Below are 24,063 nucleotides of genomic sequence, written 5' to 3'. Positions count from 1 at the left end.
GCGTCACAGCGGCGAGCCGTCCTTGCGGGTGAAGACGAAGCGACCGTCGACGAAATTCGCCGCCAGATCGTCGTCGGGATAGCCGACCGCATCGCCGGGTGTGCGATCGCCGACCACCAGGATCAGCACGTCCTCGGCCGAGCGGTTGAGGAACTGGTGACCGTCGCCGGTCGCATGCGGGAAGCCGGCGCAGGCGCCGGGCTTCAGCACCTGCTCGCCGGCGTCGGTCACCAGCACCACCTCGCCCTCGAGCACCCAGACGAACTCGTCCTGCTCGGTGTGCCAGTGGCGGAACGACGACTGGCCGCCCGGCGCGATGCGCACGAGGTTGACGCCGAATCGGGTGATGCCGGCGTGTTCGCCGAGACGGCGATACCAGCGCTTGCGGTTGGGCGCGTCGTGCGGCGGCGGAACGGCGGAAGCGTTCGATTCCGGTACGTCGAAGGGATCGAAGGCGGGGGCGCGCGGTGCGGGCATGGCGTTTCTCCCTCGTCGAAGAACCGCCCGACCCTAGTCCGTCGCCCCCTCGCTGTCACTTGCGCGAAGGATTGATCGCCCCGACCCCGAGCACGCTCTCGACCACGCCGTTGGCGTGCACGGTCACGCGTTCGGGCGCCGTCGCCCAGCTCTTGCGCCCGCCGACCCACAGCGGCACGCCGCCGCCGAGCAGGATCGGAATCTGGAAGAGATGCAGGCGCTTGACGAGGCCGGCGTCGAGGAAGGCGCGGATCGGCCCGCCGCCGCCCACCACCCAGATCCGCCGGAACCCCGAGCGTTCGCAGTCGATGGCGATCTCGACCGCCGTGCGGTCGTCGAAGACGGCGAGCCCGTCCTCGTCGATCCGCCCCGACTTGGTCATGACGAAGGCCGCCTTGCCCGCATAGGGCCAATCGGGGAAACGTCGGCAGTCGCGATAGGTCGCCGACCCCATCACCACCGCGTCGATCCGCGCGGCGAAGGCGTCGTAGCCGTAGTCGACCGCCTCGAAGGGCTTCAGCCAGCCGATGCCGCCGTCGCGATCGGCGATGAAGCCGTCGACCGAATGGGCGATGTAGACGACGACCTCGGGCATGCGTTCTCCGACGTGTTCGGGCGACCCGGTTTGGCGTGCCGCCGGTCGAGTTCTATACTGAGTCGCGCGAACCGGCCTCTCCCGCCGGCGCCAAGACGGATCCGGCCATGGCCTTCATCGACGACGAACCCGTGAAGAAGAAGCTCGCCCACGAGATCGGGCAGGACGTGTCGCTGGTCTCGGCCGAGGAGCTCGAGGAGCGCATCGCGATCCTGCGCGCCGAGATCGAGCGGCTCGAGACCGAGGTCGGCAAGCGCCGCGCCTCGCGCTCGGCCGCCGAAGCCGTGTTCCGCCTTTGACCGAAGCGCTCGCCCAGATCACCCCGCCGGTGGAACCGCCGGCCGCCCGCGCCGCCCCCCGCGTCGCGGTCGTCGATCTGCGGCTGACCGACTTCCGCAACTATGCCGGCCTGACGCTCACCTGCGACACCCGCCACGTCGTGCTGACCGGTGAGAACGGCGCCGGCAAGACCAATCTGCTCGAGGCGCTGTCGCTGATGACGCCCGGTCGCGGCTTCCGTCGCGCCCGCCTCGACGAGATGGCCCGCCTCGGCGGCGCCGGATCCTGGTCGGTCTTCGCCCGCCTCGAAGGCCCCGACGGCGAGGTCCGCCTCGGCACCGGCGCCGAGGCCACACCGGGCGAGGACGAGACCCGCCAGCGCCGCGTCCGCATCGACGGTACGCAGGCCAAATCCGCCGACGATCTCCTCGAACACTGCCGCGTGCTGTGGCTGACCCCGGCGATGGACGGGCTCTTCTCCGGCCCCGCCGGCGACCGCCGTCGCTTCCTCGATCGGCTGGTGCTCGCCGTCGATCCCGGCCACGGCGCCCGCGTCTCGGCCTACGAGCGCGCCATGCGCGGGCGGAACCGGTTGCTCGAGGACGAACGCCTCGACCTCGACTGGATCGCCGCGATCGAGGAACAGATGGCCGAACTCGGCGTCGCCGTCGCCTCCGCCCGGGTCGAGACGGTCTCCTGTCTCGAACGGCTGATCGAGGCGACGCGGGCCGATGCCCCCTTCCCCCATGCCGAACTGGCGCTGGAGGGCGAGATCGAGGCGCTGGTCGCCCGCGGCGGTCCTTCCGCCGAGGCCGAGGACACGTTCCGCGCCCGCCTGCGCGACAGCCGCCGCCGCGACCGTGCCGCCGGCCGCACCCTCGACGGGCCGCATCGTGCCGATCTCGTCGTCCGCCACGGACCGAAGGCGATGCCGGCGCATCTCTCCTCGACCGGCGAGCAGAAGGCGCTGCTGCTCGGTCTGGTGCTGGCCCATGCCCGCCTCGTCGGCGAGACCGCCGGCCGGGCACCGCTCCTCCTCCTCGACGAGATCGCCGCCCATCTCGATCCCGTCCGCCGCGCCCAGCTCTTCGACGTGCTGGAGGCGCTCGGCGCGCAGTGCTGGATGACCGGGACGGATGCGAGCGCCTTCGCCGGCCTCGGCGACCGCGCGTCGCAGTTCGAGGTGAGCGGCGGCGCGGTATCCCGTCGCAGCTGATCGGAAACGGCGCGAATCCGCCGGCATCCGTATTCGACCGAAGCGGGAAGAACCCGCACCCCTTACCCGAAATCAAGAGCCGCGACCGGCCCCGACGTCATCTTCCGCTCGTTTTCGAGGGGAAACACATGTCCGTCGGTCTGCAACGTCGTGATCTGCTGCGCGGGCGCCTCGCCCGGCCGGCGATCGCCACTGCCCTGCGCCCACCCGGCGCGGTCGAGGAGGCGCTCTTCGCGACGCGCTGCGACGGTTGCGCCGCCTGTGCCTTCGCCTGCCCCGAGAAGGTGATCCGTCTCGATCGTGATCACCGGCCGATCCTGTCCTTCGCCCACGGCGAATGCACCTTCTGCGACGCCTGCGCCAAGGCCTGCCCGGCCGGCGCCATCGTCACCGAGGGCGGCCGCCCCTGGACGTTGCTCGCCGAGATCTCCGGCCGCTGCCTCGCCGTCGGCGGGGTCCACTGCCGCTCCTGCGGCGATGCCTGTCCGACCGCGGCGCTGCGGTTCGTGCCCATCGCCGACGGCCGCTTCCTGCCGCTCGTCGACGAGGCGACCTGCACCGGGTGCGGCGCCTGCGTCGCCCCCTGCCCGGTCGCCGCGATCACCATCGCGCCCGCCACCGTTTCCGAAGGAGTCCCCGCATGAACGTGATCGGTGTCCTCGTCCATGCGTTGCCGGACAACGTCGCCGACGTCTCCGCCGCGCTCGCGAGCATGGCCGGCGTCGATGTCCATGCCGCCACCGACGACGGTCGGCTGGTGGTGACCGCCACCGATGCCGACGGCCGCTGGGCCTCCGATGCCCTGATGGCGATGAACCAGATCGCCGGCGTGATCGGAACGTCGCTCGTCTACCACGCCCACGAATCCGAAACGTCCGAAGAACCGGCGGCCACCGCCGCCTGATCCGAAACCGCCGACCGGAGCCCGATCGCGGGCAAGCCCGCCGCGATCCGCCGACTGACCCCGAGGAGGTCGCCGAAGATGACGATCCATACCACCCGCCGCGACGTGCTGAAGGCCCAGGCCGCCGCCGCCACCGCCGCGGTGGCCGGCATTGCCGCCCCCGCCGCCGCCGCCCCCGTGGGCGACGCCGGCATCCGTTGGGACAAGGCGCCCTGCCGCTTCTGCGGCACCGGCTGCTCGGTCCTGGTCGGCACCCGCGACGGCCGAGTCGTCGCCACCCAGGGTGACCCGGAAGCCCCGGTCAACCGCGGCCTCAACTGCATCAAGGGCTACTTCCTGTCGAAGATCATGTACGGCCAGGACCGGCTGACCAGGCCGCTGCTGCGCATGAAGAACGGCAAGTTCGACAAGGACGGCGACTTCACGCCCGTCACCTGGGACCAGGCCTTCGACATCATGGCCGAGAAGTGGAAGGCCGCGCTGAAGGCCAAGGGCCCGTCGGCGGTCGGCATGTTCGGTTCCGGCCAGTGGACGGTGTGGGAGGGCTATGCCGCCTCCAAGCTCTACAAGGCCGGCTTCCGCTCCAACAACCTCGACCCCAACGCCCGTCACTGCATGGCCTCGGCCGTGGTCGGCTTCATGCGCACCTTCGGCATCGACGAGCCGATGGGCTGCTACGACGACCTCGAGCACGCCGACGCCTTCGTGCTGTGGGGTTCCAACATGGCCGAGATGCACCCGATCCTGTGGTCGCGTCTCACCAACACCCGCCTGACCAAGCCGGGCTCGGAAGTCCACGTGCTCTCGACCTTCGAGCACCGCTCCTTCGAGCTCGCCGACAACGGGATGATCTTCAACCCGCAGACCGACCTCGCCATCCTCAACTACATCGCCAACCACATCATCCAGACCGGGGCGGTGAACAAGGAATTCGTCGCGAAGAACGTCAACTTCACCAAGACCGCGACCGACATCGGCTACGGCCTGCGCCCGAAGCATCCGCTGGAAGAAAAGGCCGTCAACGCCTCCCACAAGGTCGACGCCGGCAAGATGGAGCCGATCACCTTCGAGCAGTACGCCGAACTGGTGAAGCCCTACACGCTCGAATACGTCGCCGAACTCTCCGGCGTTCCGGCCGAGAAGCTCGAGCGGCTGGCCAAGCTCTACGCCGATCCGAAGAAGAAGGTCATGAGCCTGTGGACCATGGGCTTCAACCAGCACGCCCGCGGCTCGTGGGTCAACTCGTTGATGTACAACGTCCATCTGCTCGTCGGTAAGATCTCCGAGCCGGGCAACTCGCCCTTCTCGCTGACCGGCCAGCCCTCGGCCTGCGGCACCGCCCGCGAGGTCGGCACCTTCTCCCATCGCCTGCCGGCCGACATGGTCGTGACCAATCCCGAGCACCGCAAGGTCGCGGAAGCCATCTGGAAGCTGCCGGAAGGCACCATTCCCGAGAAGGTCGGTCTGCACGCCGTCGCCCAGAACCGGGCGCTGAAGGACGGGACGCTGAACGCCTACTGGGTCCAGTGCACCAACAACATGCAGGCCGCCCCGAACATGAACGAGGAAGGCTACCCGGGCTATCGCAACCCGGCGAACTTCATCGTCGTGTCCGACCCCTATCCGACGGTGACGGCGCTCTCCGCCGACCTGATCCTGCCCACCGCCATGTGGGTGGAGAAGGAAGGCGCCTACGGCAACGCCGAGCGTCGCACCCAGTTCTGGCGCCAGCAGGTGACCGGCCCGGGCGAATCCCGCTCCGATCTCTGGCAGGTCGTCGAATTCTCCAAGCGCTTCAAGGTCGAGGAGGTCTGGCCCGCCGACCTCATCGCCAAGAAGCCCGAACTCGCCGGCAAGACCCTCTACGAGGTGCTGTTCAAGAACGGCCAAGTCGACAAGTACCCGGTCTCTGAGACCTACGAGGGCTTCGAGAACCAGGAATCGAAGGACTTCGGCTTCTACCTGCAGAAGGGCCTGTTCGAGGAATACGCGAGCTTCGGCCGCGGCCACGCGCACGACCTCGCGCCCTTCGACACCTACCACAAGGCCCGCGGCCTGAAGTGGCCGGTGGTCGACGGCAAGGAGACCAACTGGCGCTTCCGCGAAGGCTACGACCCCTACGTCAAGCAGGGCGAGGGCGTGAAGTTCTACGGCTACAAGGACGGCAGGGCGAAGATCATCTTCGCCCCCTACGAGCCCGCCGCCGAGAGCCCGGACAAGGATTGGCCGCTGTGGCTGGTCACCGGCCGCGTGCTCGAGCACTGGCATTCGGGTTCGATGACCCGCCGCGTGCCGGAACTCTACAAGTCCTTCCCCAACGCCGTCGTCTTCATGCACCCCGACGACGCCATGGCGCTGGGCCTGCGCCGCGGCCAGGAGATCCGCATCTCCACCCGTCGCGGCGAGGTGACGAGCCGCGTCGAGACCCGCGGACGCAACAAGCCGCCGAAGGGCGTCGTGTTCTTCCCGTGGTTCGACGAAGGCCAGCTCGTCAACAAGCTCACCCTCGACGCGACCTGCCCGCTGTCGAAGGAGACCGACTACAAGAAATGCGCCTGCAAGGTCGAGCGCGCCTGACGCGCCGATGTCGCAACGCCATTCCGGGGCGGGTCTCCCGCCCCGGATCGAGCCCCGAGAGCAGAGCACGCCCCCAATGTCCCGCACGCCACAGAGATCCCAAGGGCTCCGGAGCCCCGAACGCCGGAAGGTCCTCGAGACCGCCGCGCGCGGGATCGCCGGCGTCGGCGTGGCCGGCGCGCTGCTCGCGACCCATCAGCGTTCCGCCGAGGCCATGCCGACCCAGGCGATCCGCCCGCCGGGCGCGCTCGCCGACGAACGCGCCTTCCTCGCCGCCTGCTCGCGCTGCGGCCTGTGCGTCCGCGCCTGCCCCTACAAGACGCTGAAGCTCGCCGATCTCGGCGACCACGTCGCCTCCGGCACGCCCTTCTTCGTCGCTCGCGAGATCCCTTGCGAGATGTGCGAGGACATCCCTTGCGTGAAGGCCTGTCCGACCGGTGCGCTCGACCATGCGCTCGTCGACATCAACAAGGCCAAGATGGGCACCGCCGTCCTCGTCGACGAGGAGAACTGCCTGAACTTCCTCGGCCTCAGGTGCGACGTCTGCTATCGCGACTGCCCGGTGATCGACAAGGCGATCACCCTCGAGGTCGAGACCAACCCGCGCACCCGCAAACACGCGATCTTCCGCCCGACCGTCCATGCGGCCGACTGCACCGGCTGCGGCAAGTGCGAGAAGTCCTGCGTGCTGGAACAGGCCGCCATCAAGGTGCTGCCGCTGCGCGTCGCCCGCGGCGAGCTCGGCCGTCACTACCGGCTCGGCTGGGAGGAATTCAAGAAGAACCAGGGACCGCTGGTGAAGGGCATCGAGGACCTCCCCGATCGCGCCCCCGACGACGTCACGCCGCCCTCCGGCGTCCCCGACGCGCCGCCGATCATCGATCCGACGAAGCAGGGGAAGTGGAAGCCATGACCGCGCTCGCCCCCACCCCTGCCCCGGCTTCCGGCGACCGCCGCGACCACGCGACCCGCGTGGCCCAGAAGGGCGCCTCGACCCGCGGCTTCCTCGCCCGCAACCGTTTCCTGCTGCTGCGCCGCCTCTCGCAGGCGACCGTCTTCGCCCTGTTCCTGACCGGGCCGCTCTTCGGCCTGTGGATCGCCAAGGGCACCATCGCCTCGTCGATGACCTTCGGTGTGCTGCCGCTGACCGATCCGCTGGTGCTCGCCCAGATGCTCGCCGCCCGCCATGCGCCGGAAGGTCTGGCGATCCTCGGCGCCGCGATCGTCGTCGCCTTCTACGCGCTGGTCTCCGGCCGCGCCTATTGCGCCTGGGTCTGCCCGGTCAATCCGGTGACGGATCTGGCGCACTGGACCCGCGAGAGGCTCGGCCTCCAGACCAAGGGCTGGCAGCCGCGACCCGAGACCCGCTTCTTCGTGCTGGCGATGATCCTCGTCGTCTCGGGCGCAACCGGCACCATCGCCTTCGAGCTGGTCAACCCGATCACCCACGCCTTCCGCGTCGTGGTCTTCGGCGCCACCGCCTCGCTCGCCTTGGTCGCCGCGGTCTTCGTCTTCGATCTCTTCGTCGCCCGCCGCGGCTGGTGCTCGCACCTCTGCCCGGTCGGCGCCTTCTACGGGCTCCTGGGCTCGGGCGCGCTGGTCAAGGTCTCGGCGTCGAAGCGCGCGGCCTGCGACCACTGCATGGACTGCTACGCCGTCTGCCCCGAGCCGCACGTCATCTCGCCGGCCCTCGAGGGCGGCCGGAAGGGCCTCTCGCCCGTCGTCCTGTCCCGCGACTGCACCACCTGCGGCCGCTGCATCGACGTCTGCGACCGCGGCGTCTTCCACTTCACGCATCGTTTCGACGCATCCGAGACCACCGCGGTCCTCGCCGCCGGGTCGAACTCACCGGGAGAAAAACCATGAGGAAGCTCATGCTCGTCGCGGCGCTCGGCGCGGCCGCCCTCGCCTTCGGCATCGGCTCGGCGACGAGCCAGCAGGCGAGCGACGTCAAGTCGCTGCGCGGCAACTCGCCGATCGTCGACCTCGCGCCGGCCGACACGCCGCACCAGAACGTCTCCGGACGCTTCGACCGCGCCTATCGCCAGCAGCCGCCGCTGATCCCGCATCAGATCGATCGCTACCAGATCGACCTGAAGGCCAATCAGTGCCTGCAGTGCCACGACTGGTCGAACGCCGCCAAGAACGGCGCCCCGACCCTGTCGATGACCCACTATCTCGATCGCGACGGCCGTCAGACGGACACGGTCGCCGGCACCCGCTGGTTCTGCAACCAGTGCCACGTTCCCCAGGCCGACGCCAAGGAACTGGTCGAGAACACCTTCAAGCCGTCTCAGACCAAGTGACCGCGCGTCGAGGCACCCTCCTCCGCCGATCCGACGTTCGGAGCGACCAAAATGACCAATGAGACCTCACCCGCCGAACGCCCCGGCTTCCTCAAGCGCCTGTGGCGGCTGTTCTGGTCGCCGTCCGGCTCGATCGCCCTCGGCCTCCTGCTCGTCGTCGGCTTCGCCGTCGGCGTGCTCTTCTGGGGCGGCTTCAACTGGGCGCTCGAGATGACCAATCGCGAGGAGTTCTGCATCTCGTGTCACGAGATGAAGGACAACGTCTACGCCGAGTACAAGAACACGCCGCACTTCCAGAACCATTCCGGCGTGCGCGCCACCTGTCCCGACTGCCACGTGCCGAAGGACTGGCAGCACAAGATCGTGCGCAAGATCCAGGCGACCCAGGAGCTCTGGGGCCACTTCGTCACCCAGTCGATCTGGACCCGCGAGAAGTTCGTCGACCGCCGCATCGAGCTCGCCAAGCACGAATGGGCGCGGATGAAGAAGACCGACAGCCGCGAGTGCCGCAACTGCCACGGCTTCGACTACATGGACTTCACCAAGCAGGAGACCCGGGCCGGCAAGCAGCACCAGATCGCCATCGACACCGGCAAGACCTGCATCGACTGCCATCAGGGCATCGCCCATCGCCTGCCCGAAGGCGGCCGCGACGCCTACGAGAAGCTGATGAACGAGATGAAGTCCGGCGCCGATCTCGGTACCACCGACGCGTTGAAGAGTTACGCTTCGGCTCTTCCCAAGAAGTGAGATCCCCCCTCGGATCTCCTTCGGGAGCCGCCGCGATCGCCCCCTCGCGATCCGGCGGCTCTTCTCGTTTCGAGCCGACCGCGCAACACCCGGGAGCCCGCCCTTGCCGACCGTTCTCATCCCCCTCGGCCTCGCCTTCCTGATGTTCGTCGTCGGCACCGAGACGCGGCTCGCCGACTTCCCGACCCTGGTGCGCGAGCCGCGCGCCGTCGCCCTCGGCCTTCTCGCCCAGTTCGTGGCGCTGCCGCTCGTGGCCCTGCTCGTCGCCCGGCTCTTCGGCCTCGCCCCCGCCGACGCGATCGGCCTCGTCCTCGTCGCCGCCGTGCCGGCCGGCGTCACCGCCAACTTCGTGACGCTGATGGCGCGCGGCGAGGTCGCGCTCTCGGTGGTCGTGACGGTTGCGACCAGCCTCGCGGCACCGCTCGTCGTGCCCTTCTGGACGCGGCTCGCCTTCGCGACCTGGGCCGACGCGCGGGTCGACGTCGTGCTGCCGCTCGGGTCCACCATCGGCGCGATCCTGGTCGCCACCGTGCTGCCGCTCCTCCTCGGCATCGCCGCCGCGGCCCGCCGGCCCGAGGCGATCGCCGCCGCCCGCGTCGTCTTCCGCCGCGCCTCCGGCCTCGTCTTCGCAGTGATCGTGGCGACCGCGATCACCGCGCAATGGTCGATGCTCGGCCCCGCCGCCCTCGCCGTCGCCCCCGCCGCGATCGCCTGGAACCTCGCGACCCTCGCCCTCGTCACAGGCGCCGCCCGCCTCGCCGGCATCGCCCCCGCCCGCACCGCGGCGCTCATCCAGACCACCGGCCTGCGCAACGTCGCGCTCGCCCTGACCGTGGCGGTGACGCTGCTCGGCCGGGCGGACGTCGCGGTCGTCGCCGTCGTCCACGTCGCGGTGATGAACGCGGTGGCGCTGGTCCTCGCCGCCCGCGCCCGCCGCTTGTCGGAAGTCAAGGCGTGAGCGATCGTCGAGGGGTTGTATCGGCACATCGCGGGGTCCGCAGGAACGGAACACGATGACCGGACGACCGACGGGCAGGGGATGGATGACGACGCTGCGCCGCAGGGCGCATGCGCTGACCTGTGCCTTCCTCGTCGTCTTCGTCGTCGCCGGCCTGCGCGCCCAGGCGCTCGCCGCCGCGATCGGCGACGAGACCTGCATCGCCATGGGCGGCACGCTCGCACGCGCCCCCGCCCCGACGGCCGATCCGAGCGATCTCGCCGATCCCTGCCATGCCTGCTGCGACCTCGGCCTGTGCACGAGCGCGGCCGCCCTGCCGCCCTCCGAGCCGGCACGGCTCGCGATCCCGCACGCCTTCCGCGTCCGCGCCGCTTCGCCCGTCCGCCCGACGGCACCGCGTCGCCGCAGACGTCGCGGCCCCGCGCCCCGCGCCCCCCCGAGCCTCTGACGCCCGTTCCGGCGCGGCCCTTGCCGCCGGCCGACCCCGTGCCTCCGCCCGGTTCGTGGAGGAACGACGAGGCGCGCCGACGAGGCCACGCGAAACGCGAGGGAAGGCTGCCTGCTCGCCGCCCTCGCGGATCGCCCCGACCGCCCGGCCCCACTTTCCCGCCGAAACACCCGTCCACCCGCGGTTCTCCACCGCGGGAGAATGAATTTGCGCACGCCGCGGCGAGGCTTGACCATCGTCAAGGAAGCTGGACGGCCCCATGACATGGTCGGCACCGGAAAGGGACGCGGTTCGTCGGCCATGGTCGTCGAATCGAGAGACGGATCTCCGTCGCCTCGCCCGGACGCCGCGAAGCCGGACCCGCCGGCCCGCGTCGGCGGTCGCGCCCCGACCCGCGGAGAAACAGAGAGTTTCGCGAACCGAATGGACGTTCCGCCGCCGTCGCGCCCCGCGCCGGCGAAGGGAGAACGCGTGCCGTCGAACCGGGACGGAACGCGTCGCCGCGTCGCGTGGCCGAGCCTCGCGCCGGTGGTCGTCCGAAGGCTCGCGTCCCCGAGCAGGAGCGCGATCATGAGATCGATACTGAAGACGTCCGTGGCCCTGGCCTCCCTCCTCGGTCTGACGACCGTCGGAGCCTTGGCCGCCGACAACCTCGACGACGTGATGAAGCGGCGCGGCCTGAGCCAGAAGGACATTCTGGCCGCCGCCAAGACCTATACGCCCACCGGCAAGCGCGACGAGTTCATGGTCTTCTCGTCGGGCGGTCAGTCCGGCCAGATCATCGTCTACGGCGTGCCGTCGATGCGCATCCTGAAATACGTCTCGGTCTTCACGCCCGAGCCCTGGCAGGGCTACGGCTACGACGACGAGTCGAAGAAGATCCTCGACCAGGGCAAGATCGACGGCCGTCAGCCGAACTGGGGCGACACCCACCATCCGGGCCTGTCGGAGACCGACGGCAAGCCGGACGGCCAGTTCCTGTTCATCAACGACAAGGCCAATCCGCGCATCGCGGTGATCAACCTGCACGACTTCGAGACGCAGCAGATCGTGGTCAACCCGATCCTGCAGTCCGAGCACGGCGGCACCTTCGTCACGCCGAACACCGACTACGTGCTCGAGGCCGCCCAGTATCCGGGCGTGCTCGGCCGCGGCTACGCCCCGCTGTCGGAGTTCAACGACAAGTTCCGCGGCGCGATGACCTACTGGAAGTTCGACCGCTCGAAGGGCCGCATCGACGAGGCCAAGTCCTTCTCGATCGAACTGCCGCCCTACACCCAGGACCTGTCGGACGCCGGCAAGGGTCCCTCGGACGGCTGGTCCTTCACCAACTCGTTCTGCGCCGAGCGTTACGTCGGCGGCATCGAGAGCGGCAAGCCGCCGTTCGAGGCGGGCTGCTCGGCCAACGACGCCGACTATCTGCACGTCATCAACTGGAAGAAGGCCGCCGAACTGGTCGCGGCCGGCAAGTCCACCAAGATCAACGGCCACGACGTGCTGCCGATGAAGACGGCGATCGAAGAGGGCATTCTCTTCCTCATCGCCGAGCCGAAGTCGCCGCACGGTGCCGACGTCACCCCGGACGGCAAGTTCATCATCGTCGGTGGCAAGCTCGACACCAACGTGACCGTCTATTCGTGGGAGAAGATCAAGGCGGCGATCGACGCCAAGCAGTTCGCGTCGAAGGACACCTACGGGATCCCGATCCTCGACATGAAGCAGGTGGTCCACAAGCAGGTCCAGCTCGGCCTCGGCCCGCTGCACACGCAGTTCGATTCGAAGCCCTGCGTCGCCTACACCTCGCTCTACGTCGACAGCCAGGTCGCCAAGTACGACTATTGCGAAGGCAAGGTGCTCGACAAGATCTCGGTCCACTACAACATCGGCCATCTCATGGCGATGGAGGGCGAGTCGGCCACTCCGGCGGGCAAGTACCTGATCGCTCTCAACAAGCTCGCGATCGACCGCTTCAACCCGGTCGGCCCGCTGCATCCGCAGAACCATCAGCTCATCGACATCTCCGGCGACAAGATGGAACTGCTCTACGACATGCCGATCCCGCTCGGCGAACCGCACTACGCGGCGTCCATCTCGGCCGACAAGCTGAAGCCGGGCGTGCGCTACAAGTACGGCACCGACAGCCGCACCGGCGACACCAGCCCCTTCTCGGTCCGTCCGGGTTCGGAGAAGATCGTCAAGACCCCGGGCAAGGTGGAAGTCTTCGCCACCGCCATCCGTTCGCACTTCACGCCTGAAATCGTCGAAGTCAACGAGGGCGACGAGGTCACCTTCCACATCACCAACGCCGAGCGCGCCGAGGACGAGACCCACGGCTTCGCGGTGTCGACCTACATCGGCAACCTCAGCCTCGAGCCCGGCAAGACCGCGTCCGTCACCTTCAAGGCGGATCGCGCGGGTGCCTTCTCCTACTACTGCACCGAGTTCTGCTCGGCGCTCCATCTGGAGATGGAAGGCTACCTGATGGTCAAGCCGAAGGGCGCCGCCGACACCGGGCCGGACAAGGCCAAGGACGCGGTGACCTACACCAAGACCGACTTCGACAAGCAGTACAACACCAACATCGAGACCCAGAAGGTCATCGACTCGGTCGTCAAGTACATCATGTCGACGAACTACAAGGACTTCCCGACCGTCGTCGCCCTCGTCGAGGACGCCGTCGACCAGCTCAACTTCGCCAAGGACGCCAAGTCGAAGACCGACGACGCGGCCAAGAAGGAAGACTGGCAGCAGGGAACCCTGTGGGCGAACCAGTGGTGGCAGTACCAGGTCAAGGCCGCCGACATCGGTCTGCGCGTCAAGACCTACCTCGAGCAGAACGGCGCCAAGGTGGTCGCCAAGTGACGCTCGCCTGAGCCGAGACGGCGCGGGGGTCTCCCCCGCGCTCCCGCCGCCCTCCCCACGGGCGGCGACATTCCCGAACTCCGGAGGGGCGGGCGACCGCCCTTCTTCGTTCCGGTGCCGGGCAAGGGGCACCTCGGAACATCCGCTCGCGCGCCCGCGCGCGAACCCGATCATCCGACACCGAAACGAAGGTGCGACATGCTGCGTTCGACGATCATCGCCCTCGGCCTTCTCGCCGCGAACCTGGGCAGTGCCTCCGCCCAGCCCGCCGCCGCCGACGGCAAGACCCTGTTCGCCACCAAGAGCTGCGTCGCCTGTCACGGCCGCGGCGGCGCCAAGGCGATCCAGACCTATCCCGAACTCGCCGGCCAGGACGCCAAGTACCTGCTGGAACAGATGACCGCCATCGCCGAGGGCGCCCGCCTCTCCGGCCCCGATGCGCGCGGCTATCCCCGCACCCAGGGCATGAAGGACATCATGCATCTGGTGAACCCGGCCGAACGCCAGGCGATCGCCGAGTATCTCTCGAAGGAACCGGCGCCGAAGGTGCGTCCGCTCGACCCGCCGATCGACGAGGCCCGCATGGCGGCCGGTCGCGAGGCCTATCAGAAGGGCGGCTGCCAGACCTGCCACGGTGCCGACGGTCTCAAGCCGCTGCCGACCTATCCGATCATCGGCGGCATGAAACGCGACTATCTCGTCCTCCAGTTGACGGAAGTCAGGGACGGCGTCCGCCAGAACGGCAAGGTCAAGACGATGCTGCCGTTCGCCAAGAAGCTGGACGACGCCAAGATCGCCGCCATCGCCGACTATCTCTCGCAGATCGATCGGACGGCGAAGTGAAGACCCCGATACGCCCCGATCGGAGACCGGACATGAAGAAGACTTTCGCTCTCTCCCTCGCCCTCGGCGCGATGTTCGCGGCCGGCGCCGCCTTCGCCGCCGGCAATGCCGCCGTCGACCAGCAGAAGTTCGAGGAGAACAAGGCCAAGAAGGAATGGATGAGCCAGGGCGGCGAGCGCGAGGAAGCCCTCACGCTGAAGCCCGACCCGAAGAACGGCCGCGAGGTCTACGAGGTCTGCTCGGCCTGCCACATGCCGGAAGGCTGGGGCCTCACCGACGGCACCTTCCCGCAGCTCGCCGGCCAGCATCGCACGGTCATCATCAAGCAGCTCGCCGACATCCGCGACGGCCACCGCGACAACCCGACCATGTATCCCTTCGCCCTGCCTTCCGAGATCGGCGGCACCCAGGCGATCGCCGACGTGTCGGAATACATCGCCGGCCTGAAGATGAATCCCGACAACGGCGTCGGCAAGGGCGACGACCTCGAGCTCGGCAAGAAGCTCTATGCCGACAACTGCGTCCGCTGCCACGGTGCCAACGGCGAGGGCGATGCCGCCAAGTTCTATCCGCGCATCCAGGCGCAGCACTACGAGTATCTCGTGCGCCAGTATCGCTGGATCAAGGAAGGCAAGCGCCGCAACTCCAACCCCGAGATGGTCGAGCAGATCAAGAACTTCTCGGACCGCGACACGCTCGCCGTCCTCGACTACGTCTCGCGGCTGAAGCCGGCGCCGGAACTCGTCGCGCCGGCCGGTTGGAAGAACCCCGACTTCCAGTGATCGCGGTTCGCCCGCACCTCGTCGCCCGCGCGGCTCCTCCACCGTGCGGGCCACGCCCCGAGAGCCGCCGGATCGACGATCCGCGCGGCTCTCGCCGTCTCGTGCGACGCATGGCTCCCGCGTATCCATCAGCGGCTTAGCATATCTCAAGGACCCCGGCCGCCGCCGGATCCACTCTCTCGGCAACGAGGGGGTGCGTCGCCGGCACCTCGCCGAACGCAGCCGCCCAGGCGGCAGGAGATCGCCCGATGACGTCAACTTCCCCGGCCGCCGGCCGTCCGAGCACAGCTTCGGGACGCCCCGCCGTTCTCTTCCGCATCCTCGCACTGCTCGCCCTGCTGGCGCTCGGCGGCAGCTACTACGCGCCGGCCTGGTGGGTGTCGCTGAAGGCGCCGAACTATCCGGCCCAGACCTTCCCCGACGGCGTCAAGATCCTCTTCCACGTCGATCGCGTCGCCAACGGTTGTTCGCTGCGCCAGTCGACCGAGGTGGTGGAGAAGGAGGCCCTCGACTGCGTGCACGAGATGGACACGATCAACCATTTCGTCGGCATGTACCCGATCGCCTCGGGCGGTCCGGTCGAAAAGCTGCTGTCGCCCTTCCTCTTCGCCTTCATCGGCGTGCTGATCCTCGGCTTCGCCACGCCCGGAACCCGCAACCGCACCGTCGTCATGGGGCTGGGCTTCGCCGCCGTGGCGACCTGGATGCTGATGTCGGTCTATTCGGCGAACGGCGTGCAGTACGTCGGCCGCAGTTGGGTCGCCGGCCTCGTCGACAGTCTCGGCCGCGCCGAGGACGAGACCAAGGACGAGAACCTCCACCCGGTCGTCCGCCAGTTGAAGGAATCGCTCGCCAAGAGCGGCATCGTCGTCGACGTCAACGCCCCCAAGGCCGACGCGACCGCCACCAAGGCCCAGCTCGTCGAGGTCTTGAAGATCGTCCACGACATGAAGGCCCCGGTCGAGCTCGGCGTCGAGCCCAAGCCCTGGTCGAACCGCGGCATCGACGTCATGGCCTGGCACTACGAGGAGAGCCTCGGGCGCTGGTTCAACGAGCCGGTGAAGAACGGCCGCCTCGTCGCCATCATGCGCGTCGCGACGCATGTGACGGTCGCCGCCGTGCTGATCGCCATGGGCCTGTTCCTGTGGATCGCCCGTCGGCCGCGCTCGATCCTCTTCGCCGCCATCCCGGCGGTGCCGATGATCCTGCCGCTCGGCTTCATCGTCGAATACGCGTCCTGGCTCTGGTGGTACGGCCACAGCCTCAACGCCATGGGCGCCTTCACGCTGAAGCCCTTCATGCCGACCGTCTTCGGCGACGGCAAGGTGGCGCAGTTCTCCACCCACTCGTACCCTGCCCTCGGCTTCGGCCTGATGTGCGCCGTGGCGCTCCTGATGGCGATCGCGGCCCTGATGCGCCGCAATCTCCCCGAGGCGGCCAAGGACTGAGGCGGACCATGTCGCGCACCCTCCCCCTCGCGACCCTGCTGCGCTCCGTCGCCACGCTCGTGGCGACGGCGGGAGTGACGGTCTTCGTCGGCTGGGGCGCGATCCACTGGGCCGAGATGCGCGGCGTCGACGACCTCACCCGCGACGCCGGCTTCGCCGACCACCATCCCCCCGCCCCCGACCCGCGGTCGGAGGAGGAGATGGAGAACCTCCGGCAGTTCCCCGCCGGGGCGGTTGCCCTCCAGCCGCTGATCGACGCCACGCCGACCGGCGGCACGCTCCGCCTCGAGGCCCGGATCTACGCCGCGCCCGGCCGGATCGACCGGACGATGCGGATCGAGGGCACACAGGGTGGCACGATCGTCGACGGCGGCGGCATCGGCTCGATCCTGACGGTCGAGGCCGCCGACGTGCTGATCTCCGGCCTCACCCTGCGCAACTCCGGCGACCGCCACGAGACCACCGACAGCGCCGTCCGGCTGCGCGGCCGCAACGGCGTCTTCCGCGACAACGTCATCGAGGACTGCCTCTTCGGCTTCGAGCTGAAACAGGCCGACGGCAACGTCATCCGCCGCAACCGCATCGGCTCGAAGGACCTGCCGCAGGCGCTGCGCGGCGATTCGATCCGCGTCTGGTACTCGAACGGCAATCGCATCGAGGACAACGACATCACCGGCGTCCGCGACACGGTGATCTGGTACTCGAAGGGCAACAGCCTGACCGGCAACCGCATCGTCGACAGCCGCTACGGCATCCATCTGATGTATGCCCACGAGAACAGGCTGGAGAAGAACAGCTTCCTCTCCGACACCGTCGGCATCTTCCTGATGTATGCCAACGACAACGACGTGATCGACAACGTCGTCCACTGGGCGCAGGGGCCGTCGGGCATCGGCATCGGCTTCAAGGAATCGTCGGGCACCAAGGTGATCTCCAACGATCTCTTCGCCAACGCGCGCGGCATCTTCATGGACGCCTCGCCCTACGACCCCGACAGTTTCAACCTCTTCCGCGACAACCGCATCGCCTACAACGGCACCGGCATCGCCTTCCATTCCGACTGGGAGGGCAACACGTTCGAGCACAACGCCTTCCTCGGCAACCACGTCTCGGTGACGGTGCTGGGGACGGGCGGCGCGGCGCGCAACCGCTGGAACGCCAATCACTGGGACGACTGGCAGGGCTTCGACCGCAACCGCGACGGCACCGGCGACACGCCCTACGAGATGTGGAGCTGGGCCGACCGGCTGTGGATGGACGTGCCCGACGCCCAGTTCTTCCGCACCGCGCCCTCGCTCGAGCTGGTCGACTTCGTCGAGCGCCTCGGCTCGCTGGTCGAACCGCGTCTGATCATGCGCGACGCCGCCCCCCTCGTCGACCTGCCCGCGGGCGTCGGCGCCCACGGCGTCCGGTCTCCGGAGAAGAAGTCATGAGCGACCCAGACAGGCCCGAACCGCGTCTGACCAAGGGCGGCGAGGAGCGGCGACGCTTCCTGCGCACCGTGGCGGTCGGCACCGGCGTCGTCTGCGCCACGCTCGCCGGCCTCGCGCAGCATCGCTTCGCCCATGCCACGCCCTTCCTCCGACCGCCCGGCGCGCTCGACGAGGAGGCCTTCCTCGCCGCCTGCATCAAGTGCGGCCAGTGCGTCCAGGTCTGCCCGATCCAGGCGATCGAACTCGCCGACCTCGCGGCGGGCCTGTCGAACGGCACGCCCTACATCGTCGCCCGCGACCAGGCCTGCGACTTCTCCTGCGACGCCACCCAATGCATCCTCGCCTGCCCGACCGGCGCGCTCTCGCATGAGATCGACAGGAAGGAACAGGTGAAGATGGGCGTCGCGGCGCTCGCCCGTCCCGACGCCTGTCTGGCGCGCAAGGGCCAGGGCTGGAAGGGTCCGGCCCGCGGCGGCGACTTCGACGGCGTGCTGCGCTGGGCCGAGATCGACCGCTGGAAGGCCCAACCGATCGCCGGTCACCCCTACGACCTCGAGATCTGCGATCTCTGCGTCACCACCTGCCCGATCGACGGCGCCATCGCGCTCGAGCCGCTGAACCCGGCCGATCCCGCCGATCGCCGCCGCACTCCGGTGGTGAAGGCGTCCTGCGTCGGCTGCGGCGTCTGCGAGATGATGTGCCCGGTCGATCCCGTCGCCATCGCCGTCACCCCGACCCCGGTCGGCCGCGAGCCGGAAAGGAAGCGGTCATGAGCAACGGTTTCTTCTCCCGCCTCGTCGAGGGGCTGGCGCAGATGTTCGGCAAGACGCCGGAAAAGCCGGCGCTCGAGGACATGACGCCGGAGATGGTCGATCTCCTCGCCTTCAAGAAGTCGCCCGACGAGCGCAAGCGTCGCAAGGCTTTCCTGATCGCCGAGAAGATCGAGGGACACCCGACCTCCAACACCTGGCGCTGGCGCCGCTGGATCTCGATCCTGGTCGTCAACGGCCTCTTCGTCGCCTCCTACTGGGCCGACCTGCAGCTGATCGAGGGCGCGCTGACCGCCAGCCGCGTCTTCGGCTTCCACTTCGCCGACCTCAACTCGTCGCTGCAGCTGATGCTCGCCCACGGCCATGTCGTCATCAATCTGGTGATCGGCGTGACGACGGTGCTGGCGCTCTACGTGCTCGTCGGCGGCCGCACCTTCTGCTCCTGGGTCTGCCCCTACCATCTCCTCTCCGAGATCGCCGAGAAGCTGCACCTGAAGCTCGCCGAGAAGCGTCTGGTGAAGGACCACGCCCTCGATCGCCGCCTGCGGCCGATCCTCTTCGTGGTCTTCGCGGCCCTCGCCTTCTTCTCCGGCTACACGCTGTTCGAGACGATCTCGCCGGTGGGCATCCTGTCGCGGGCCATGACCTACGGCACCGCCGTCGGCCTGATCTGGGTGCTGTTGCTGCTGTCGATCGAGGTCCTGTGGTCGCGGCGCTTCTGGTGCCGCCACGTCTGCCCGATCGGCTTGACATATGGTATGGCAGGGGCCGTCGCTCCGGTCAGAATCCTCCATGTCGCCGAGCACTGTCTCCACGAGGGAAAATGCCGCGACGTGTGCCTGGTCCCCCATGTTCTGGAGGCGACCAAGCTGGGCTTTGGCCGCCGGACGGAAACCCCGATCGGACCCGACTGCACCCGCTGTGCGATGTGCGTCGACGTCTGTCCGACGGGCGCCCTGCGGTTCGACATCGTCGGTCTCACCAGGCGGCCGGAAGCCGCCCCGAGCGAGACCTGACGGGATTGGATGGGATCGCGCACAGGCCGAGGGGCCCGAGGCGCGATCGTGGCGGGGAAACCGCCCGGACGGACGGACGACATGATCTCGCTGAAGGGTGTCACCAAGGCCTTCGGATCGCAGACGACCCTCGACGGGATCGATCTCGACATCCCCGCCGGCCAACGCATCGCGCTGATCGGCTCCAACGGCGCCGGCAAGACGACGCTGTTCCGCTGCCTGCTCGGCGAATACGTCCATCAGGGCACGGTGACGATCGACGGCCTCGCGCCGCGCGACCACCGCACCGAGGTGCTGCGCCACGTCGGCTTCGTGCCGCAGATCGCACCGCGCCTCGAGATGCCGGTCGGCGCGCTGGTGCGCTGGGTGGCCGAAGTCGCCGAGACCCGCGCCGAGGACATCGAACGCGTCGCCGCCCGCATGGGCCTCGACCTCGCGCCGATCGCCCGCCGCCCCTTCGTCCGCCTCTCCGGCGGCATGAAACAGAAGCTCCTCATCGCCCTCGCCCTCGGCCGGCCGACGCGGCTCCTCGTCCTCGACGAGCCGGCCGCCAACCTCGACCCGGCGGCCCGCGCCAGCCTCTTCGACCTGCTCGCCGAGCGGCCGGAGGCGACGATGATCATCTCCTCGCACCGGATCGACGAGATCGCCGCGCTGGTCAATCGCGTCGTCGAACTCGAGCGCGGCCGCATCGTCCTCGACGACACCGTCACCGACGCCGGCAGCCTCGGCTCGACCTTCGCCGTCACGATCGAGACCGCCCGCGACGAGCCGAGCTTCGCCCGCGCCGCCGGCGACTGGGGTCTTTCCCGCGACGGCGCCCGCTGGACCGGCACCATCGCCGGTCCCGACCGCCTGCGCTTCCTCGGCTTCGTCGCCCGCCACGCCGGCCTCGTCTCGGCCTTCGCGCTGGAAGACGTCACCGCCGGCCGTGGCGCCGCAACCGACACCGCGGAGGTCGCCGATGTCCTCGCGGCCGATCGCTGACCTCTTCGCCCGCCGCGACGTGCTGCGTCTGATCGGCGGCACCTCGATCGCCGGGCTCGCGCCGCTCGCCGGCTGCGCCCCCGTGGAAGCCGCGCCGCGGCCGATCCGCTGGGGCCGCGACACCTGCGAGTTCTGCCACATGGTCTTCGCCGACCGGCGTTTTTCGGCCGAGGTCTGGGACCCGGAGGCCGGCCGCGCCCACATCTTCGACGACTTCGGCTGCGCCGTGCTCGCCACCTCCGAGAGCGGTCTCGTCGACCGCGCCGAGGTTCCCTTCTGGGTCAGCGACGACGCCGATCCCGCCCGCTTCGTCGATGCCCGCAAGGCGCGTTACCGCAACGACGCGACGACGCCGATGGGCTATTCCCATTCCGCCGGCACGAGCCCGAAACACCGCCTCGCCTTCGCCGAAGCCGTCTCGGCCATCCGCGACAAGGCGAACTGCGAACATCGCGGCTGAGCCCGAGGAGACATCATGCGCGCCCCCGACACCACCCCCGGCCAGATGCCTTCGCCCCGGCACGCCTTCCGCACCGGCTTCTTCGCCACGCTCCGGCTCGAGATCGCCGAGGCCTTCCGCGCCCGCTGGTTCGCCATCTACTCCGTGGTCTTCTTCGCGCTGGTCGGCGTGCTGCTGACCTTCGGCCTGACGGAGAGCCGCGTTCTCGGCTTCACCGGCCTGTCGCGCACGCTCGTCACCTACATCCAGCTGACCATGGCGATCGTGCCGATCTTCATCCTGATCACCACGGTGCGCTCGCTCGCCGGCGATCGCGAGGCCGGCGTCTTCGAATGGGTGCTCGGCCTGCCGGTCGGCATCGGCGCCTGGTACTTCGGCCGCTTCGCCGGCCGCTGCCTGCTCGCCGCCGCCCCCGTCGTCGGCGCGCTCGCCGTCGCCGTCCTCTACGGCGTGGCGCGTGGCGTCGCGGTGCCCTGGCTCGAACTCGGCTTCGACGTCGGCCTGCTGCTCGCGATGATCTTCGCCTTCGTCGGCATCGGCTTCCTCATCTCCGCCTTCGCCCGTTCGGTCGACACCGCCCAGACCGTCGCCTTCCTGCTGTGGCTGGCGCTGGTGCTGGCGCTCGACCTCGTCCTCCTCGGCGCGCTGATCCGCGGCCGCCTCGCGGTGGAGGGCGTCGTGGCGATTGCCATGCTGAACCCCTTGCAGGTCTTCCGAACCGGGTCGATGCTGTTGTTCGATCCGCAGTTGGTCCTCCTGGGTCCGACCGCCTTCACCGTCTTCGACATCTTCGGGCGCGTCGGCTTCATGATCTGGTCCTTCGCCTATCCCCTTCTCCTCGGCACGCTCGCCGCCGTCGGCGGCTGGGCGATCCTGCGCCGGGGCGATCTGCCGTGAAGGAACCGATCGTGTCCGATCTGACCCTCGCCCCCTCCGGACGCCTCGGCCTGTGGATCCGCGCGGTGCGCCCGCGCACGCTGACGATCTCGCTCGCCCCCATCCTCGTCGCCCTCGCCGAGGCCCATGCGGCGGGCGGGCGGATCGCCTGGATGCCGGTCGCCGCCGCGACGATCGCCGCCCTCGCCATCCAGATCGCCACCAATCTCGCCAACGACGCCACCGACGGCGAGCGCGGCCTCGACGGCCCCCGCCGCCTCGGTCCCACCCGCATGACCGGCTCCGGCCTGATGTCGGCGACGGAGGTTCGCCGCGGTGCGATCGTCGCGACCCTGATCGCCGCCGTCTCCGGCCTCGTCGCCGTCTGGTACGGCGGCCTGCCGATCCTCTTGATCGGCCTCGCCTCGATCGCCGCCGCCTGGGCCTATTCCGGCGGGCCGCGGCCGATTTCGGGAACGCCGCTCGGCGAGATCTTCGTCGTCGCCTGTTTCGGCGTCGCCGCCGTCGTCGGCATCGAATGGCTGGCAGTCCGCATGGTCACGGTCCATGCGGTGCTGGTCGGCGTGGCGATCGGCCTGCCTGCCGCCGCGGTGCTGACGGTCAACAACCACCGCGACCGCGTCGAGGACGAAGCCAACGGCCGCCGCACGCTGGCGATCCTGCTCGGCCCCGGCCGTACGGTGGCGCTCTATGCCGCCGAGACGATCGGCGCCGTGGCTCTCGCGGCGAGCCTCGCCCCCGACTGGCGCGGTGCGGCGCTGATTGCCCTGGCACTGGCGCCCGCATCGCTGATCGCTTGGCGTCTGACCCACGTGCCGATCGGCCGCGCCCTCAACGCCCATCTCGGCGCCACCGCCGGTTTCCAGATGGTGCTGGCGATCCTGATGGCCATGGCGCTCGGCGGAGGCGCCCCATGATCTCGCGGCGCGCCCTCCTCGCCGGCGGGCTGGCGCTGCTCGCGAGCCCGGCCCGCGCCGGCGATCTCGTGGCGGTCGAACCGCGCGCCGTCTCCTTCGCCGTCCAGGACCGCGAGGGCCGCGACGTCGCCGCGAGCGCCTTCGTCGGCCGTCCGGTGCTGGTGCATTTCTGGGCGAGCTGGTGCGGCTCCTGCCGGGTCGAATTCCCCGAACTCGACGCCTTCCGCCGTGACATCGCCGCACATGGCATCGACGTCGCCGCCGTCTCGCTCGACCGCCTCGGCTGGCCGGCGATCGACGCGACGACTTCCGCGCTCGGCATCCGCAATCTGGCGATCTTCCACGACCGCAACCGCGACGCCGCCCGCGGCCTCGGCATCGTCGGCCTGCCGACGACGCTGCTGGTCGACGCGAAGTCGCGCGAGATCGGCCGCATCGTCGGCTCGGGGGCCTGGGGCGAGGCGGCCTTCCGCGACCGCCTCGTCGGTCTCGTCAGGGCAGCCGGCTGAAACCGCGCCCCACGGCCTCCGCGACCGCCCGTGCCGCAGCTTCCGGATCGGCTGCCGTCATGATCGCCGAGACCACGGCGACGCCGTCGGCCCCCGCCGCGATCACGCCTTGCGCGCGGCTCGCGTCGATGCCGCCGATCGCCACGATCGGCAGCCGCGTCGCCGCCCAGATCGCCGAGAGCCCGTCGAGCCCCAGCGCCGGCGCCGCATCGGCCTTGGTGCCGGTCGGATAGACCGGACCGACGCCGATGTAGTCGACATGGGCGAGATCCTCCTCGACGAGGTCCTCGGTCCGGGTGATCGACAGGCCGATCACGGCCTCGTCGCCCATCAGCCGCCGCACGTCCGCCGGCCGCATGTCGGACTGGCCGACGTGGACATGGGTGATGCCCGCCGCCAGCGCCACGTCGACGCGGTCGTTGACGAAGAGCGGCACGCCGACCCCCGCCAATGCCGCCGAGAGGCTCCTCGCCCGCTCGACGAAGCGGCGGGTGTCGATCGCCTTCTCGCGCAGCTGCACCGAGGTGACGCCACCCCGGACCGCCGCCGCGACGATCGTCTCGATCGCCCGGTCGCCGGCCATGTCGGGGTCGGTCACGAGCATCACCGCGAGCGCGGCCCGGTCGAAG

The 24,063-nt window shown here is 69.4% G+C and carries 26 protein-coding genes; 23 read left to right on the top strand and 3 right to left on the bottom strand.

Annotated features, from left to right (window positions below; all coding sequences use genetic code 11):
• Positions 1-3 precede the first annotated feature (3 nt).
• Both ACT541_RS20245 and ACT541_RS20240 read right to left on the bottom strand, forming a co-directional pair.
• Entirely contained in the window at positions 4-477 is a 474-nt protein-coding gene (locus ACT541_RS20245; RefSeq protein WP_476139153.1) for a cupin domain-containing protein, read from the bottom strand.
• 55 nt (positions 478-532) lie between these two features.
• Complete coding sequence (locus ACT541_RS20240) at positions 533-1,072, bottom strand: dihydrofolate reductase family protein (protein WP_476139151.1); 540 nt, start codon at positions 1,070-1,072, stop codon at positions 533-535.
• Positions 1,073-1,179: 107 nt separating this feature from the next.
• On the opposite strand from ACT541_RS20240, the gene ACT541_RS20235 reads away from it, so the two are divergent.
• From ACT541_RS20235 to ACT541_RS20125, 23 genes are all read left to right on the top strand, one after another.
• Complete coding sequence (locus tag ACT541_RS20235; protein ID WP_476139149.1) at positions 1,180-1,371, top strand: DUF1192 domain-containing protein; 192 nt, start codon at positions 1,180-1,182, stop codon at positions 1,369-1,371.
• Positions 1,372-1,400: 29 nt separating this feature from the next.
• Positions 1,401-2,567 (top strand): DNA replication/repair protein RecF, encoded by a 1,167-nt coding sequence (recF, locus tag ACT541_RS20230; protein ID WP_476139177.1) that lies wholly within the window; start codon positions 1,401-1,403, stop codon positions 2,565-2,567.
• 128 nt (positions 2,568-2,695) lie between these two features.
• The gene (gene napF / locus ACT541_RS20225; protein WP_476139147.1) at positions 2,696-3,211 is read left to right on the top strand and encodes a ferredoxin-type protein NapF; all 516 of its coding nucleotides are present in this window, start codon (positions 2,696-2,698) and stop codon (positions 3,209-3,211) included.
• Positions 3,208-3,471 (top strand): chaperone NapD, encoded by a 264-nt coding sequence (locus ACT541_RS20220; protein WP_476139145.1) that lies wholly within the window; start codon positions 3,208-3,210, stop codon positions 3,469-3,471. Before napF ends, ACT541_RS20220 begins: the two co-directional genes overlap by 4 nt.
• A 78-nt stretch (positions 3,472-3,549) precedes the next feature.
• Positions 3,550-6,048, top strand: a complete 2,499-nt coding sequence (gene napA, locus ACT541_RS20215) for a nitrate reductase catalytic subunit NapA (RefSeq protein ID WP_476139143.1) — start codon at positions 3,550-3,552, stop codon at positions 6,046-6,048.
• A gap of 76 nt (positions 6,049-6,124) precedes the next feature.
• The gene (gene napG / locus ACT541_RS20210) at positions 6,125-6,961 is read left to right on the top strand and encodes a ferredoxin-type protein NapG (RefSeq protein WP_476139141.1); all 837 of its coding nucleotides are present in this window, start codon (positions 6,125-6,127) and stop codon (positions 6,959-6,961) included.
• The gene (gene napH, locus ACT541_RS20205; RefSeq protein WP_476139139.1) at positions 6,958-7,914 is read left to right on the top strand and encodes a quinol dehydrogenase ferredoxin subunit NapH; all 957 of its coding nucleotides are present in this window, start codon (positions 6,958-6,960) and stop codon (positions 7,912-7,914) included. The genes napG and napH overlap by 4 nt, the downstream gene beginning before the upstream one ends.
• Complete coding sequence (locus ACT541_RS20200) at positions 7,911-8,354, top strand: nitrate reductase cytochrome c-type subunit (protein WP_476139137.1); 444 nt, start codon at positions 7,911-7,913, stop codon at positions 8,352-8,354. Before napH ends, ACT541_RS20200 begins: the two co-directional genes overlap by 4 nt.
• Before the next feature lie 51 nt (positions 8,355-8,405).
• A complete protein-coding gene (locus ACT541_RS20195) occupies positions 8,406-9,104 on the top strand; it encodes a NapC/NirT family cytochrome c (RefSeq protein WP_476139135.1) in 699 nt (232 codons plus the stop codon).
• 103 nt (positions 9,105-9,207) lie between these two features.
• Positions 9,208-10,062, top strand: coding sequence for a bile acid:sodium symporter family protein (locus tag ACT541_RS20190; RefSeq protein WP_476139133.1), 855 nt, complete (start codon positions 9,208-9,210; stop codon positions 10,060-10,062).
• A 55-nt stretch (positions 10,063-10,117) separates the two neighbouring features.
• Positions 10,118-10,510: a hypothetical protein gene (locus ACT541_RS20185; protein WP_476139131.1), complete on the top strand. Its 393-nt coding sequence runs from the start codon at positions 10,118-10,120 to the stop codon at positions 10,508-10,510.
• A 594-nt stretch (positions 10,511-11,104) separates the two neighbouring features.
• Complete coding sequence (gene nosZ, locus ACT541_RS20180) at positions 11,105-13,372, top strand: Sec-dependent nitrous-oxide reductase (protein WP_476139129.1); 2,268 nt, start codon at positions 11,105-11,107, stop codon at positions 13,370-13,372.
• Positions 13,373-13,570: 198 nt separating this feature from the next.
• Complete coding sequence (locus ACT541_RS20175) at positions 13,571-14,215, top strand: c-type cytochrome (protein WP_476139127.1); 645 nt, start codon at positions 13,571-13,573, stop codon at positions 14,213-14,215.
• A gap of 32 nt (positions 14,216-14,247) precedes the next feature.
• Positions 14,248-14,997 (top strand): c-type cytochrome, encoded by a 750-nt coding sequence (locus ACT541_RS20170; protein ID WP_476139125.1) that lies wholly within the window; start codon positions 14,248-14,250, stop codon positions 14,995-14,997.
• 248 nt (positions 14,998-15,245) lie between these two features.
• Positions 15,246-16,445, top strand: a complete 1,200-nt coding sequence (locus ACT541_RS20165; protein WP_476139123.1) for a hypothetical protein — start codon at positions 15,246-15,248, stop codon at positions 16,443-16,445.
• 8 nt (positions 16,446-16,453) lie between these two features.
• Positions 16,454-17,878 carry a nitrous oxide reductase family maturation protein NosD gene (gene nosD / locus ACT541_RS20160; protein WP_476139121.1) on the top strand — a complete coding sequence of 475 codons (1,425 nt, stop codon included), beginning with the start codon at positions 16,454-16,456 and terminating at the stop codon, positions 17,876-17,878.
• A complete protein-coding gene (locus ACT541_RS20155; protein ID WP_476139119.1) occupies positions 17,875-18,651 on the top strand; it encodes a 4Fe-4S dicluster domain-containing protein in 777 nt (258 codons plus the stop codon). The genes nosD and ACT541_RS20155 overlap by 4 nt, the downstream gene beginning before the upstream one ends.
• A complete protein-coding gene (locus tag ACT541_RS20150; RefSeq protein WP_476139117.1) occupies positions 18,648-19,664 on the top strand; it encodes a NapH/MauN family ferredoxin-type protein in 1,017 nt (338 codons plus the stop codon). The genes ACT541_RS20155 and ACT541_RS20150 overlap by 4 nt, the downstream gene beginning before the upstream one ends.
• Before the next feature lie 81 nt (positions 19,665-19,745).
• Complete coding sequence (locus ACT541_RS20145) at positions 19,746-20,651, top strand: ABC transporter ATP-binding protein (RefSeq protein WP_476139115.1); 906 nt, start codon at positions 19,746-19,748, stop codon at positions 20,649-20,651.
• Complete coding sequence (locus tag ACT541_RS20140; protein ID WP_476139113.1) at positions 20,629-21,111, top strand: hypothetical protein; 483 nt, start codon at positions 20,629-20,631, stop codon at positions 21,109-21,111. Before ACT541_RS20145 ends, ACT541_RS20140 begins: the two co-directional genes overlap by 23 nt.
• Positions 21,112-21,126: 15 nt before the next feature.
• Entirely contained in the window at positions 21,127-22,008 is an 882-nt protein-coding gene (locus tag ACT541_RS20135) for an ABC transporter permease (RefSeq protein WP_476139111.1), read from the top strand.
• Positions 22,009-22,019: 11 nt separating this feature from the next.
• The gene (gene menA / locus ACT541_RS20130) at positions 22,020-22,925 is read left to right on the top strand and encodes a 1,4-dihydroxy-2-naphthoate octaprenyltransferase (RefSeq protein WP_476139109.1); all 906 of its coding nucleotides are present in this window, start codon (positions 22,020-22,022) and stop codon (positions 22,923-22,925) included.
• The gene (locus tag ACT541_RS20125) at positions 22,922-23,434 is read left to right on the top strand and encodes a TlpA disulfide reductase family protein (protein ID WP_476139107.1); all 513 of its coding nucleotides are present in this window, start codon (positions 22,922-22,924) and stop codon (positions 23,432-23,434) included. Before menA ends, ACT541_RS20125 begins: the two co-directional genes overlap by 4 nt.
• Here the strand turns inward: ACT541_RS20125 and thiE are convergent.
• Positions 23,418-24,038: a thiamine phosphate synthase gene (thiE, locus tag ACT541_RS20120; RefSeq protein ID WP_476139175.1), complete on the bottom strand. Its 621-nt coding sequence runs from the start codon at positions 24,036-24,038 to the stop codon at positions 23,418-23,420. The two genes, ACT541_RS20125 and thiE, sit on opposite strands and share 17 nt — an antisense overlap.
• Positions 24,039-24,063 lie beyond the last annotated feature (25 nt).

Source organism: Pinisolibacter sp. DMC100 (assembly GCF_056313705.1).
Note: the sequence above shows the minus strand (reverse complement) of the source record. Positions and strands in the feature narration are given on the sequence as shown.